This is a genomic window from Peribacillus sp. NPDC094092, assembly GCF_050279365.1.
GTDB lineage: Bacteria > Bacillota > Bacilli > Bacillales > DSM-1321 > Peribacillus.
On the sequence record NZ_JBNNUC010000001.1, the window covers coordinates 1,752,071 to 1,767,215 of the forward strand.

A 15,145-nucleotide genomic window follows, 5' to 3' on the forward strand; every position below is an offset into this window, starting at 1 on the left:
TCCATATAAATAGAAAGAAGCACTTTTGATTTCATTCAAAAAATGTAATAGACACGCTAACCAATGAAGTGGATTCATCATTTATACAGCGTTCTTTTTATCAGTTTGAGATGCAACTTCGTTCTCCATCGATCTCAAGTCTTCATTTACTTTTAGTCCTTGTTCCAAAAATTCTGTTTGGAATCCACTTTTTATTGCCCAACTATAAAACCCTAGAGATAAACATGTAATGATGATCATATCCCAACCAAATGGGATTATGTTTAATCCACCAAACTTTTCACTGCCTAAGTATGAAACGGTCATCATACAGAGTAAGTAAACGACCATCCAAAGCCCAGCCGAAAAGTTTTGACGGAATCCCTTCCATTTTATTTTTGATTGATAATAGAAATAAATGGGAAGGCCAATCATAATGATAAATAATACTTGTCCTGTCAGTGGCCATCTTGCCCAATATAGAACCAATGAGGCAAAAACAAAGCCAAGTGGTGCGATGATGCTTAATCCTTTTAGACGCAATGGTCTGTACAAATTCTGACCTGTGCGCCTTAATGTCATAACAGTGACTGGACCTGTAATATAAGATACCAATGTTGCAACTGAAATAACCTCTGCCAAAACGCCCCAGCCTCTGAACATGAATAAAAATAAGAAAGATACCCCTAGATTCAAAAACATGGCTTGACGAGGGATTCCATAAAGTGGATGCAGTTTCCCAAAAACGCTTGGCAAATATTTATTCTTTTCCATTCCATAAAGCATTCGTGACGTTGTCGCCGTGTAAGTTATTCCTGTCCCGGACGGAGAAATAAACGCATCCACATACAGTAAAATAACTAACCAGTTTATGCTTAGAACAATTGCTAGGTCAGCAAACGGTGAATTGAAATTCAAATGTTGCCATCCGTTCACGATCATCGACGGATCAACGGCTCCTATAAACGCAACCTGTAATAAAACGTAGATGACCGTCGCAATTAAAATGGATCCAATTACTGCTTTTGGGATCGAACGTCCAGGGTTCTTTGCCTCACCTGCCATATTAATTGGACTTTGAAAACCGTTAAATGCAAAAATGATGCCAGAAGTTGCTACAGCAGTAAGTACACTTGCCCAACCATTGGGAGCGATACTTCCTGCAGAGGTAAAATTGGATCCATGAAACCCGGCAAATAAAAGTGACCCTATCGTAAGTCCAGGTATAATGACCTTAAAGACTGTAATAAATGAATTAGCTTTTGAAAACAAACTAACTGTCCAGTAATTTAATAAAAAGTAGACGATCAGTAAGACAGAGGCAATTACCAGCCCTCCTCCAGTCAGACTTCCATTTTCTACCAAACCATGTGTCCACCGTGCCCATTCCCATGGCCATGAGCTCATATATTGAACAGACGCAATCGCTTCAACTGGAATTACGGAAACGATTGCAATCCAGTTTGCCCAACCTGCAAGAAACCCTAAAAAAGAACCATGAGAGTATTGCGTGTATTTTACCATTCCCCCAGCTTCAGGAAACATAGACCCTAATTCACTGTAAGAAAGTGCTATAAATAAAATAACGACCATCCCGATAATCCAGGAGATAATGGCTGCGGGTCCTGCGATTTGTGCCGCCCTCCAAGCTCCGAATAACCATCCTGAGCCAATAATAGACCCTAATCCCACCATCGTTAACGAAAATGTTCCCATCTTTCGCTGTAAATTATTCATATATTCATCACCATGCTTTCCAAAATTATTCCTTAAAAATAAGGTCCTTAAAGTAATTGGATTTATGATTTGGGTCAAGTCCAACGGAATCTTAAAGTAACTGCTGCATACATCACCTCTTGTTAAAGAGTACTTTTTTATAAGAATAAAATTTTTTGCTTTTAGAAAATACTTAAATCCCATTCCTGTGCCATTTGTTTCAATAACATACTACCTGTTACGCTATTCCCATATTCATCAATGGCAGGTCCGTATATGCCAATGCCACATCCATTTTGAAAAGGCATACCGCTTCTGGCACTTGGAGGAACTAGTGCCATGATCCCGCCAGATACTCCACTTTTGGCTGGCACCCCAACAAAAGCCGCAAATTTCCCCGAAGCATTGTACATACCACAAGTAAGCATTAATGCTTTGGCCAGCTTAGCCACTTTTTTAGGGAGTACTTGTTCTTTACGGATAGGATGATATCCATCTTGTGCAAGAATCAGTCCAAGCAAGGCTATGTCTTCTGTGGTTACTTCTATGGAACATTGCTTGAGGTAAACCTCTAAAGCTTCCTCTACATCCGATTCTAAATAATTCGTCTCTTTTAAATAATGAGCTAAAGCTCTATTTCTATGGGAAGTTTGCCACTCAGATTGATATACTTCCTCATTGACGGTTGGGCGCTTCCCTAACAAATTTTCAAATAATGCATAGAGAAATTCCAATTTTTTTTGTGAAGAATCCCCTGGGAGAAGCGATGCTATGGTAATCGCCCCTGCATTTATCATAGGATTAAACGGTTTTCCCGGCTTATGAATTTCTAAACGAATAATTGAATTGAAAGCATCCCCAGTTGGTTCCACATCGACCCTTTCTAACACATAAGAAATGCCGCATCCCAAGCATGCGGCTATAAAGCTGAGCACTTTTGAAATACTTTGCAGCGTGAAGGGGACTTCCCAATCCCCTTTCTTGATCATTGTTCCACCAGGCTCCAGTATGCAAATGCCCAATTGTGATAAATGTGCATTTCTCAAGGCCGGTATATAATTGGCGGTTTGCCCTTCAGCGGCAAAGGATTTGTAATGTGCTACCCATTCATCTAAGTCGGCTATTCTTTGACTATTAACATGAATGTCATACTCTTTTGACAATTCTTCAATCACATTTTTCCACCTCTTCAGTTGTTGTATCATTATTTTTTCAATATGAGCGTCTTTCCGGATGCCATCCAGCTTACTTGTACTAGATTCGATGAAAACATAATGAATATTCTAAATATTGTTAAGCGCTTTCAAAAATTTCTATCTACGTTAATTCTAAATTGGGAACTACATAATCATACGAAAACCTACAAAATCAAAAATAAAAAAAACGTGTTCTTTTCACTTATTCCGTTACCATTTTTTGTGGATAGAAAAAAAGATTGGGTTTGCCATAATTGGTTATAAGGCGTTCTATTCAGAAACAAAGAAAGCGTTGTATTGAGGACGACGAAACTGTATACTGATTTTTTAAACAAATTGGGAGGTGACGACTTGAATCTCAGTACGTTAATGAAAAAAGAGGTCAATATCCTTGCTTTGATGTTGTTAACAGTGCCGTTAGCAGGCGAATTGAGTTTTTATCCATTAAATGAAACGTTTCGTGTAAGTTTTGGTCCGCCTGTACTTTTCTTCTTTTTACTATTATTACAGAAAACCCCTGCCATTTTTTCAGGCTTCCTGACAGGAACAATGGTTGTGGTATTCCGTATTTTAATAGATTTTTTCATGCTTGATAGTTTTTCCTGGTCTTCCGCTTTTCAAGTTCACTTTCCAAGCTTCTTTTTTTATTTCACCTACTCCTTTCTTTTTTATTTAGTGAAAATCAATCGCTTTCAAAACCGATCGTTGATTATTGGATGTATTGGTCTTATTATCGAAATATTGTCTGACTCAATAGAATTAATCATTCAATATATTGTATTAGAAACAACAATTACGTTAGGTTCATTAAACGAGATGATCATGATCGCATTCGCCCACAGTTTTATCGTTTTAAGCTTTTTTAATATGATGAAACTATATGAAGCACAATCAAGGGAACGGCAAATCAGAAAACAAAATGAACATATGCTGATGCTCATTTCAAATTTATATGAGGAAACGATCCACTTAAAAAAAACATTGAAAAATGCAGAGAATATTACAAAGAAATCGTATGATTTGTATCGAGAATTTAAAGAACTGGAAAAACGTGAAAAGCAACTTCATGTTCCTACAGAGCCATATAGTCAAAAAGCTTTGCGCATCGCGGGTGAAATGCATGAAGTCAAAAAAGATAATCAACGAATTTTTGCCGGTCTCTCCAAATTGATTTCCAATGAGAGTTTTAGGGATTATATGAATGCTGCTGAACTCTTCCATTTAATCATCCGAATTAATGAAAAATATGCCTTATCATTAGGAAAGGATATTCAATTTGAATACTCATTAGATGGAAAAAACGATTCACATTATCATGTATATACTTTCTTATCCCTTTTCAATAATTTAGTCGCTAATGCAGTGGAAGCAATTAAAGAAAAGGGAATCGTACGTTTAAGTTTGAGTGAAATTCACGACGATGTAGAATTCAAGGTTGCTGATACCGGACCTGGAATTCCTCAAAAATATCAGACTGTCATATTCAAACCTGGATTCACATCAAAATATGATCATTTGGGGAACCCTTCAACAGGGATTGGTCTCTCATATGTTAAAGAAGTCGTAAAAGAACTGGGAGGAGATATCCTGTTTGAAAATAGTTTTAATGGTGCCGTTTTTTCAATAAAATTACCCATTCATAAGTTGATCCAGAAAGGATGATCCCATGCGTTTTTTTATAACAGATGATGATTGTGCGATACGTTCAAACTTGAGCCAAATTATTGAGAACGAAGACTTAGGAGAAGTGGTGGAGGAAGCCGAGGATGGAAGTCTATTAGAAGGGCATATATTGAATTTAAAACAAATTGATATACTATTTATTGATCTATTAATGCCGATCCGGGATGGCATTGAGACACTTCGTCATATAAAAAATACATTTAACGGGAAAATAATAATGATTTCGCAGGTTGAATCAAAGGAGCTGATTGGTGAGGCATACTCACTTGGAATCGATTATTATATTACTAAACCAATCAATCGTATTGAAATATTAACAGTCATCCGAAAAGTCATGGAACGCATTCATTTAGAAAGATCGATCACAAATATCCAAGCCTCATTGAACAGTGTATTGAGTTTTGAACAGCCAAAAGTTGATAAATCCAATCGTTATGATGAAAAAAATATAAGAGAAGTGGGTGAATTCCTTTTATCGGAATTAGGGATCATTGGAGAAAATGGTGCAAAAGATTTAATGGAAATGCTTCAATATTTATTTATGTATGAACGGACTTTTACTTTTGGAAAGCATTTCCCGACCCTTAAGGATATCTTTGTAGAAATCACCAAAAAAAAGCTCGGCACATCAGCTTTGCCGGTTGATATCAACCGGGAAATAAAAGCTGCCGAACAGCGAATACGCAGAACGATCAATCATTCGTTAAATCATTTTGCTTCGCTCGGTTTAACGGATTTTTCAAATCCGAAGTTTGAAAATTACGCTTCTAAATTTTTTGATTTCACAGTCGTTCGCCAAAAGATGAAAGAACTGCAAAATGATTCAACAATAGTTCTTACACCTACCCGGGTAAATACAAAAAAGTTTATACAAGTATTTTATTTCGAAGCGAAACGATTGAGTCCTGATGAAATAATTAGATATAAATAACCCTGATTAAAACCAAAAACTACGGAAGCATGAAAAAACATAAAATCCCCTGAAACATTTCAGGGGATTTTTGCAAGATTTTATTTTTTCAACAATAAATACATGAAATAAGGTGCACCGATCAATGCAACCATGATACCTGCAGGAATTCCCTCGGGTTCCATTATATTACGGCCTATTGTATCGGCAAGCAATAATAGCCATCCACCGATTAAAATGGCAACCGGAATGAATAGTTGATTTCGAGGTCCTACCAAAGATTTTGCTATATGCGGGGACATGAGTCCAATGAATGCAATGCCGCCTGTAACAGAAACGGCAGCCGCGGCCAATGCTACAGCCGTGATTAGCAATACGATCCGCTCCTTTTCAATCGATACACCGACCCCAATTGCGACCGGTTCACTTAAACCAAGCAGATTCAAACGATTTGCTTTATATAAAGTGAATGGAATGAGAATGATTAGCCATGGAAGAACTGCCCAAATGAAAGGCCAATCCGTTCCCCATATATTTCCCGCCAACCATTTTGCTATGAAATCGACTTTGGCTCGTTCCGCTGATGAAATGAGGACAATCATCAGACCTGAAAGCGCCATTGAAAAACCAACCCCGATCAACACTAGCCGAACGGGTTCAAGGCCGCTCCTTCTCTTAAATGAGAGGATATATATTAAACAGGCCGTCAATAACGCGCCGATAAAACCGACAAGCGGAACCATATAAACAAACGATCCAGCATCAAGCGGGAAAAACAGAAAGAAAGCGGCTATGGCAACACCAGCTCCTGAGTTGATCCCGATGATTCCGGGATCGGCTAAATCATTACGTGTGATTCCTTGAAGGATGGCTCCCGACAGTGCAAGGGCCATTCCTGCTAAAATGGTAATGATGATTCGTGGTAATCGGACGGAAAATAATATGAATTCCTCTTTAAATGTCCCTTGCCCGAAAAGCGTTGGAATCAGTCGCCCTAAAGAAAGATTCGAATATCCCGAACACGTCCCTATAATGATCGTAATGATAATGAGTGCGGATAATGCAACTACTATCCAACGCTGTTTTTTGACTAAAGCTGCCTGGATCATGAAAATGCTTTACCTCCTTTACGCACGATTAGGAGGAAGAAAGGTAAACCTATCATCGCAACAATCGCTACCACAGGTGTTTCATATGGAGAATTGATTGTACGGCCGATCGTATCGGCAAGTAGCATGAAAGTGGCTCCTAAAATCGCGGACATAGGCAGGATGAATCGATAATCCGTACCCACGAAAGCCCGGACCATATGGGGGACCATTAATCCAATGAATACCATATTTCCAACAAGTGCAACGGCTGCCCCTGCCAGGAGAATGATGACCACGAAGAGAACCGCCTTTATTTGTGTTGTCTTTTGACCTAATCCTACCGCCACTTCTTCACTTAAGCTTAGTATGGTGAGCTGTCTGGAAAAGATAAGGGAAATCAGGATTCCTATTAAAATGAACGGGACGATTACACGAAGCTGGCCCCATGATGTTCCGATATTCCCGCCTGCAGTCCACATCGATACATCTTTTGAAACTTTGAAATAAAGGCCGACACCTTGCGAAACGGCAAAAAGGAATGCAGAGACTGCTGCACCAGCCAATACGATCCGTAAAGGAGAAAAACCACCCTTCTTCATCGCAGCAATGCCAAAAACCATGATTGCCCCCACAGCGGAACCGATAAAACACGCAATCATGATCCCTAAATTATTGGCATTTGGAATAAATGCCAAAGTAATGGCAAGACCTGCATTGGCTCCTGCCGTCAATCCGAGCAACCCCGGATCAGCAAGTGGATTCCTAGTCATTCCCTGCATGATGGCACCGGAAACGGCAAGTGCTGCACCCACAAAGATTGCCCCCACTTCACGAGGGAAACGGATTTCCCGAATGATTGAAAGCTTTTCACCGGCAGCATTTGATGTCAGTGCTTGCCAAACATCTTTTACTGAAACATCCGCCGCACCAAATGCCATTGAAATTATGAACATGCCTATGAATAGAGCGATCCCTATGATCAGTTTATATATAAATGGGATGAAACGTTGATTTTCATTAGTCATCTGTCTCTCTCATCTCTTTTTTATAGAATAAAGGGAGAGGAATTGGAATCCCTCTCCCTCGCTGTATTATTTTCCAAGAAAACTTTTGGAAAAGAAGTCTAATTGGTATTCTAATGTTATTGGATCATTAAAGTAGAATTTTTTTGCATCAGCTTCATATAGTTGATTGTTTTTAACGGCAGGTATGTTTTTAAACGTATCTGTTTGTTGGAATGAATTGTCCTGATCTTTGTTATTGCTCAAAATCACATAATCACCTGCATAGTCTTTCAGGACTTCTAATGACAAGGCAAAATAACCATCTTTCAATGCCGTTTCTTTTACCTTTTCAGGCATGCCCAATTTCATTTCTTGATAAAGGATTTCCGTTCCACGGCCCCAATTATCGCCATATACATAGAACTGCTTGTCAAACTTTTCGAAAACGGAAACGGTAGCATCTTCTCCAATTTTAGCCTTAATTTCATCACCAGTGTTTTTTGCCCGTTTTTTGAAATCATCCACCCATGCTTGAGCTTCTTTTTCTTTATTCAAAAGTTTACCGATTTCTACATGTTGTGTTAAATAGTCCACTTTTCCGTATGTATACGTTACAGTTGGAGCAATTTCCTTTAATTTATCGACATTTTTAATCGTTGATAAACCAATGATTAAATCCGGATTCAACTCGATGATTTTTTCCAGGTTTTCGTCCGTCACTTCCTCGACATTTTTTAACTCTTTAAAGTTCGGGTTCATTTTAGACCACGAATCAACCCCTACAAGGTTAACATCCAATGCCATTACGTTACCTGCGAAAGAAGATAGTACTAAAACACGCTGAGGATCTGCCGGAACTTCAACAGGACCATTTTCAGATTGATATGTGATTGTACCTGATTTTTCTTTTTTTGAAGCGGTGCTTTTTTCTTTTTCGGTTGACTCGTTACCACAAGCACTAATAATTAACACTAACAGCAGAATAAACGGGATCATTATCTTTTTCATTTGTTGTCAAATCTCCTTTTAATAAATTGTATGTGCTGCACATTGGTTTGTTCGTCCGTTGATCTCGACCGATTACCGCATCAATATGGAACACTTCCCTAAGCACTTCATGAGTGATGACTTCTTCACAATCTCCCGCTTTGACTATTTCCCCGTCCTTTAAGGCAATGATATAGTCGGCAAAGCGAGCAGCTTGGTTTAAATCATGAAGAACCATGACGATTGTACGTCCCTGTTCCACATTCAGCCTCTGTAATAATTCTAGAACCTCCAGTTGATGCGCCATGTCCAAATAGGTGGTCGGCTCATCAAGGAAGATGATTTCCGTTTCCTGGGCAAGGGCCATTGCAATCCAAACACGCTGGCGCTGACCTCCTGAAAGGGCATCCACCGGACGGAACTTGAAGTCTTTCGTGCCGGTCACTTCAAGTGCCCAATCGATTACATCATAGTCTTTTTGGGTCAGGCGCCCAAAACCTTTTTGATAGGGAAAGCGCCCATATGATACGAGTTCCCCAACCGTCAATCCGCTTGCACTCTCGGGAGTCTGCGGAAGTATGGCCATTTTCCTTGCAAGGATCTTAGTGCTTTCTTTTGAAATATTCACTCCATCTAAAACAACCGAACCTGATTGATTTGGAATGATCCTGGTGATCGCTTTCAAAAGTGTCGATTTCCCACAACCATTTGAACCGATGATCGTTGTGATTTTTTTATCTGGAATTTTCACACTGAGATCTTTTACAATTAAACGTTCACCATAACCAATTTTTAAATTCTCTGTATATAGGCGAACCATTTTTCAACCTCCATTTACTGAAAAATAGGTAAGTAAAAAACCAAATGAAAATGATTATCATTATCCATTACTTAATTACTATAATTCTATCTATATATATTGTCAATGGTAATTTCATGGGTATATAAGAAGAAATTCGACAGGATTTTTTGAAATCAACTGTATATACCTACTGACAAATGAAAGCAGTAAAGGTCCCGGAAACATATCCGGGACCTTTACTGCTTGGCTCATTGACAGATGCCCCTTATGAAGAAGGCAAGAATGTTCCTAATGGGCAATTTCATCAATCAATGTTTCTTAAAACCTTGTTTCTCAACGTAATCTTTCATGTACAACCTGCTTTTCTTTCCGAGCATCCCAGCCATTTGCCCGGTCCAGGTGTCGTTTCGTTTACCTTTAGTCCGTTGCTCGTAATAACTGGAAATCGTTTCATTATACTCTTCAAGTTGACCGATGAACTCTTGCTTATCCTCCTGGTATCCATTTTCATGATAGATATTGGCCAGCGGCAAACGCGGCTTTTTATCCGAACGGTTTTTCGGATATCCGACCACTAGACCGAATAATGGTATAACTCGATGCGGTATATTCAAAATCGCTGACACTTCCGGGAGATTATTGCGGATCCCGCCTATATAGCAAATGCCAAGATCCATCGATTCTGCTGCCAATGCTGCATTTTGAGCTGCAAGAGCGGCATCGATACAGGCAACCATGAATTTTTCCGTACTTTCAATCGATTCGGACAAGTCCGTGTTTTCCATTTCGGAAACCATATCCTGACGATATAAATCTGCGCAAAAGACGAATAGATGTCCATTATTCTCTACATATGATTGCGGTCCGGCAAGTTCAGCAAGCTTGGCTTTCTTTTTTGGATCGGTTACCCCTATGATTGAATACGCTTGGATATAGCTTGAAGTCGATGCCGCTTGGGCACATTCCACAATCGTATTGATTTGCTCCTCAGACAATAACTTGTCCTCAAAAGAACGAATGGAACGGTGATCTAAGATCTTCTCAATAATGTTATTCAATGCTCCCACCCCTTAAGAATATGTAAAGTATCCATCATCGGGGCCCAAATGCCCCCGATGACAGTATGACATTGATGAATCTCAACCTTTTGTTTTCAAATCCAATTCACGGTAATTCTGCTGTCTCAATGCTTCATAAACCAAGATGGCAGCCGTGTTCGACAGATTAAGGGAACGCACTTTATCCGTCATCGGAATCCGCAGGCACCGATCCATATTTTCTTTGATCAGCTCTTTCGGGAGACCCGTCGTTTCACGGCCAAAAATGAAGTATATTTCACTGTCTTGATCACTGTAATCGAAGGTGGAATGCGGCTGCTCACCGAATTTGGTTAAGTAATAAAATTCTCCTCCGGCATTTCTTTCAAAAAACTCTTCTAACGAATCATAATAATGGATCTTTACATTCTCCCAATAATCGAGCCCGGCCCGTTTAAGCTGTTTGTCATCCGTCGAGAACCCGAGCGGGCGGATAAGATGTAAAGACGTATCCGTCCCTGCACATGTTCTTGCGATATTTCCTGTATTTGCTGGAATCTGTGGTTGATATAATACTACATGTATTGACACTTCATTTTCACCTCTAGTTTGAACTTCTTCTTAATTATAGCATTAAACAAAAAAGACTAAAAACCAATCACCCTCCATCCAAAATCACAAAGAATTTATAAACGATGTTCGGTGTATATCTGGTTGAATCTTCATATGTCCAATACCGGTGACGGCTGTTCATCGTATGTGCATTCACAAGCGGCATCCCGTCCTGGTCCTTTGCCGTTACGATCAAGTTATGATCAAATCTTCCGTCCCCTTCGAAATCTATGCAGAGAATATCACCCAAATTCAATTCCCTGGCCGACTCCACCTGCTTTGTCTTGATGGTATTCCCGGCTTTAAGCAGATGATATAAAGAATGGGCCGTCGTCCATGTGTAACTCCAGCTTTTCCCCCTAATCCACCAGCCCTTATTTTTGTTCGGCGCCCCCCACATCGGTATTCCTCCCGCATGTAAACATTGGGAAATGTAATTCGTACAATCATCAGTGAATTTATGATAAGCCGGATTGAATTCGTTCCACCAACGCTCGGCATATTGGACGGCCTTCATTCGATCATACTTATATGCGAGACGATCTGCGCCAGGATCACATTTTTGCGGTGCCTCTTCGGTTTCAAAGCTGGGAAACAGCTCACGTTCATCCACTATATACCCATTTCGAAACCTGGCCTCCCTTTCTTCCATTTCTTCTTCTATATAAAATGAACCCTCCTGTTTCAATAAATATTGCAGATGCACATGATATGTCAGGACTGTATCATTGTCTTCCTTTTTCTTCGAATGTACCTTTCCTGCCGCATTCACCCGAACAATTTCCGCAGCACGGTTCCTCATCATTTCCTTTTTCAAATGTAACTTCCTTTCACTCCGTTCCAGGTCATCGGAAGTATAAAATTCCACTCTTTCTTGTAAAAGGCGTTGCAATTGTTCCCTCAAGTTCATGCCCTCCTTCTTACCATCTATGCTAATGTGTATGTATGAGGGCATGGACAAAAACACAACTTCATCTAATGCGGGAATTTCAACCCTTTAAAAATAAAAGGAAATCCATTAAAATGGTAACCTTTAAGACACCGGCATATCTTAAGCCAAAAAAGCCGCCCCGTTAATATTTGCGGGGCGACTGCATTTTAAAAATCATTTTGCTTCCAAGGTAAACTGCAGTCCTTTTTCAATTTCCGCCAGTACCTCTTCATCCTTTTCCTTCATTCGTGCTTCTTCCAGAATGGAAACGGCCTTCTCCCGTCCAATTTTCCCAACTGCCCATGCCGCCGTTCCCCGGATTACGGGCCGTGGATCATCCTTCATGACCTGTATCAATTGGGGCAATGCCGTTTCATCTTTGAAGTGGGCCAATGCTAAAATGGCATTTCGTTGGATGGGTTTTTTACCACGCCAAGAGCCAGATACATGGCCGTAAGTCTCTTTAAATTCCCGATTTGAAATCGTAAGCAGTGGTTTCAAGAGTGGTTTCGCCAGCTCGGGGTCGGGTTCCATCTCTTCATGGAAATGAAAATCCATTCCTTTGTTTTTCGGACAAACTGTCTGGCATGTATCGCACCCATACAAACGATTGCCTATTTTCGTCCTGAACTCATCCGGAAGGAAACCTTTTGTCTGCGTTAAGAACGCAATGCAACGCTTGGAATTTAGCTGCCCGCCCTGAACGAGCGCACCAGTCGGGCAAACATCGACACATTTATTGCATGTACCGCATTGATCTTCCATCGGTTGATCAGGTTCAAATGGCAGGTTGGTAATCATGTCTCCCAAATATACATATGACCCGAATTCCGGAGTGATGATCATACTGTTTTTTCCACTCCAGCCAATCCCCGCACGCTCAGCCACTGCCCTATCTGATAATTCACCCGTATCAACCATGGACTTCGTCAATGCCCCTGGCACTTTATCTTTAATGAAATTCTCAAGTAACTGCAATCTATTTCGAAGGACGGTATGATAATCGGTTCCCCAAGAAGCCCTGCAAAAAGTCCCGCGTCGCTCACTTTTTGTACTTTGCGGAGCATCTTTCAATTTCGAAGGATAGGCAAGCGCAATCGAAATGATGGATTGCGGTTTATCGAATATCAATTCAGGCCTTACCCTTTTCTCTATATTTGCTTCTTCAAACCCTGACTGATAATCCAGCTCCTGTTGACGTATCAGCCGACCTTTCAATTCCGTAAAAGCCGTGGCTGAAGTAAAGCCGATCTTATCAATGCCGATTTCCTTACTATATAAAATCACTTCTTGCTTGAATGAGTTAATATCCATATCAATCACCTACTTCATTCAGTATTCCCATTGAAGCCTTAATCCATTTCAAACCATTGCTATCTATGATAAACTAATTGCAATCATTTTTGGAGGTGAAACGGTTGGAAATTACCGTATCAGCTAATCTTAGCAGTAAAATCCCTGAATTCAAAGTTGGGATCATTACATATGAAAACATCGAAGTAGGTCCCTCCCCGCAAATGGTGAAAGGAAGACTTCAACTATTTCAGGAAGCTCTTTTCTTCGACCTTGAAGAAAAGGAATTGACCGACTTTTCCGGCATTAAAGCGTGGCGGGAGATTTTCAAGGCCACAGGAACAAACCCTTCACGGTATCGTCCCTCCGTGGAAGCCCTTTACCGCCGCATAAAAAAACAGAATTACTTGACACCCATCCACTCAGCCATCGATTTGAATAACTTCTTCTCGCTGTTATATGAAGTTCCGATCGGCATTTATGATGCGGAAAAGTTAGCAGGAGACATCGCGATAAAGATTGGCGAAGGGCAAGATGGTTATGACGGTTTGAACGGCCGCTTTAATTCCATGGAAAATATGATTACATCAGCCGATCATGATGGCGCATTCGGAAGTCCTTACGTTGATTCAGAACGCACGAAAGTCACCGAAGGAACGAAAAAAGCCATCCAAATCATATATCTACAACCCAATACTCCAATCACCGAAGCAGATCAGCTAACGAAATCCTTGATGGACATGTTCCTTGAAATACACGGTGGCGAAGGGACATACTCGATTGTAGAAGGATAATTAAAATGGAACGGAAATAAGCCCTTTCCACAATCGGAAGGGGTCTTTTCATGATTTTCCCTAACTTAAATGGATAATTAATAACACCAGTGGGCGAATATCCTTTTATTCAACCTTTCGGCCATACCTAATTGCACAACTTATTCAGTTTGAACAATAAAAGCACAAACTTATTCAAACTGATACTGCTAACGCAGTCAATCTCTTTGAACAAGTTTGTGCTGCATCGGAATACCCCCTCTTCCTGATGAAGGATCATCAATAAATGGAAAACCCAGTTTTCGTTACGGTATTACCGCTTCCATAGTTAAATTGGACAATAAAAAAATCCCACTGTAAACAGTAGAATTCTTGTAAAAATATTTAAACGCAAAGCTTCGTTCTCCAGGTAACGAAACCCTACGTTATGAGTATGTATTGGAGCGGGTGAAGGGAATCGAACCCTCATCATCAGCTTGGAAGGCTGAGGTTTTACCACTAAACTACACCCGCATATTCTTGTAGAAGTTTGTCGAATCACCTAACAAAATTAATTATATAGTTTAATGTGAAAAAATGCAATAGTTCTTTTAAAAAAAATTAATAATTCATGTATTGTAACGTCAATATATTCATTCATTCTAGTAAAGATGTTTAAAAGTCCCCTGATTCAGAGAACTTTTTCATCCTATATGATGATTTAAGACCAAATGACTTCCATTAACCTCGGATAAACCTGCTGTGCCGTTTCAAGCAGCATGATCAACTTCCTGAACTCCAGATCCGGTACGATCTCCCCTTCAATGGAGTATGAATACCGAATGGAAATGGTCCCATTTTCTTCATACAGCTTGGAATACCTAAAATTAGCATTATATTCATTCAACAGTGTATGTACATCCTGTTTCTTTTCAGGATTCTTCAACTCGGCGACATTAAAGCAAAATAAGTCCGCCACATTTTCGTCTTGATTGAAAGCAAATACTAAAAGGACCTTCCACCCGTCCTTTAACTTTTGCTCAGCTCTAAAAAAGGTGGTGCTGTCTTCTTTCAACTCATTCATATAGATTTTCTCACTAGTTAAAAAATCACGAAATTTAGCAATGTTTGACATGGTTCATCACCTTTCTG

General features: G+C 39.9%; 14 protein-coding genes and 1 tRNA gene. 3 read left to right on the forward strand and 12 right to left on the reverse strand.

Annotation, left to right across the window (positions count from 1 at the left end; all coding sequences use genetic code 11):
* Positions 1-81 precede the first annotated feature (81 nt).
* Both ACQKNS_RS08365 and ACQKNS_RS08370 read right to left on the reverse strand, forming a co-directional pair.
* Positions 82-1,716 carry an APC family permease gene (locus tag ACQKNS_RS08365; RefSeq protein ID WP_427642000.1) on the reverse strand — a complete coding sequence of 545 codons (1,635 nt, stop codon included), beginning with the start codon at positions 1,714-1,716 and terminating at the stop codon, positions 82-84.
* Positions 1,717-1,877: 161 nt separating this feature from the next.
* On the reverse strand, positions 1,878-2,867 hold the full coding sequence (locus ACQKNS_RS08370) for a glutaminase (RefSeq protein ID WP_427642176.1): 990 nt from the start codon (positions 2,865-2,867) through the stop codon (positions 1,878-1,880).
* A 423-nt stretch (positions 2,868-3,290) separates the two neighbouring features.
* On the opposite strand from ACQKNS_RS08370, the gene ACQKNS_RS08375 reads away from it, so the two are divergent.
* Positions 3,291-4,553, forward strand: coding sequence for a sensor histidine kinase (locus tag ACQKNS_RS08375; RefSeq protein WP_427642177.1), 1,263 nt, complete (start codon positions 3,291-3,293; stop codon positions 4,551-4,553).
* A gap of 4 nt (positions 4,554-4,557) precedes the next feature.
* Entirely contained in the window at positions 4,558-5,505 is a 948-nt protein-coding gene (locus ACQKNS_RS08380; protein ID WP_427642001.1) for a response regulator, read from the forward strand.
* Positions 5,506-5,585: 80 nt separating this feature from the next.
* Here ACQKNS_RS08380 and ACQKNS_RS08385 read toward each other — a convergent pair whose 3' ends face one another.
* The 8 genes from ACQKNS_RS08385 to queG all read right to left on the reverse strand — a co-directional run bounded on the left by ACQKNS_RS08385 (position 5,586) and on the right by queG (position 13,262).
* Positions 5,586-6,593, reverse strand: a complete 1,008-nt coding sequence (locus ACQKNS_RS08385) for a FecCD family ABC transporter permease (RefSeq protein WP_427642002.1) — start codon at positions 6,591-6,593, stop codon at positions 5,586-5,588.
* The gene (locus ACQKNS_RS08390; RefSeq protein WP_427642003.1) at positions 6,590-7,600 is read right to left on the reverse strand and encodes a FecCD family ABC transporter permease; all 1,011 of its coding nucleotides are present in this window, start codon (positions 7,598-7,600) and stop codon (positions 6,590-6,592) included. The genes ACQKNS_RS08385 and ACQKNS_RS08390 overlap by 4 nt, the downstream gene beginning before the upstream one ends.
* Before the next feature lie 66 nt (positions 7,601-7,666).
* Positions 7,667-8,587 carry an iron-hydroxamate ABC transporter substrate-binding protein gene (locus ACQKNS_RS08395; RefSeq protein WP_427642004.1) on the reverse strand — a complete coding sequence of 307 codons (921 nt, stop codon included), beginning with the start codon at positions 8,585-8,587 and terminating at the stop codon, positions 7,667-7,669.
* Positions 8,538-9,386, reverse strand: a complete 849-nt coding sequence (locus tag ACQKNS_RS08400) for an ABC transporter ATP-binding protein (protein ID WP_427642005.1) — start codon at positions 9,384-9,386, stop codon at positions 8,538-8,540. The genes ACQKNS_RS08395 and ACQKNS_RS08400 overlap by 50 nt, the downstream gene beginning before the upstream one ends.
* A 290-nt stretch (positions 9,387-9,676) precedes the next feature.
* Complete coding sequence (gene nfsA, locus ACQKNS_RS08405; protein WP_427642006.1) at positions 9,677-10,426, reverse strand: oxygen-insensitive NADPH nitroreductase; 750 nt, start codon at positions 10,424-10,426, stop codon at positions 9,677-9,679.
* Positions 10,427-10,507: 81 nt separating this feature from the next.
* Positions 10,508-10,996, reverse strand: coding sequence for a tRNA (uridine(34)/cytosine(34)/5-carboxymethylaminomethyluridine(34)-2'-O)-methyltransferase TrmL (gene trmL, locus ACQKNS_RS08410; protein WP_427642007.1), 489 nt, complete (start codon positions 10,994-10,996; stop codon positions 10,508-10,510).
* Between the two features lie 67 nt (positions 10,997-11,063).
* Positions 11,064-11,921: an amidase domain-containing protein gene (locus ACQKNS_RS08415; RefSeq protein WP_427642008.1), complete on the reverse strand. Its 858-nt coding sequence runs from the start codon at positions 11,919-11,921 to the stop codon at positions 11,064-11,066.
* A gap of 201 nt (positions 11,922-12,122) precedes the next feature.
* Positions 12,123-13,262, reverse strand: coding sequence for a tRNA epoxyqueuosine(34) reductase QueG (gene queG, locus ACQKNS_RS08420; protein ID WP_427642009.1), 1,140 nt, complete (start codon positions 13,260-13,262; stop codon positions 12,123-12,125).
* Between the two features lie 104 nt (positions 13,263-13,366).
* Here queG and ACQKNS_RS08425 point away from each other — a divergent pair, with 104 nt between their 5' ends.
* A complete protein-coding gene (locus ACQKNS_RS08425) occupies positions 13,367-14,035 on the forward strand; it encodes a B3/B4 domain-containing protein (protein ID WP_427642010.1) in 669 nt (222 codons plus the stop codon).
* Between the two features lie 418 nt (positions 14,036-14,453).
* Here the strand turns inward: ACQKNS_RS08425 and ACQKNS_RS08430 are convergent.
* Both ACQKNS_RS08430 and ACQKNS_RS08435 read right to left on the reverse strand, forming a co-directional pair.
* Positions 14,454-14,527 (reverse strand) — tRNA-Gly (locus ACQKNS_RS08430).
* 187 nt (positions 14,528-14,714) lie between these two features.
* Positions 14,715-15,128 carry a YbjN domain-containing protein gene (locus ACQKNS_RS08435; protein WP_427642011.1) on the reverse strand — a complete coding sequence of 138 codons (414 nt, stop codon included), beginning with the start codon at positions 15,126-15,128 and terminating at the stop codon, positions 14,715-14,717.
* Between the last annotated feature and the right edge of the window lie 17 nt (positions 15,129-15,145).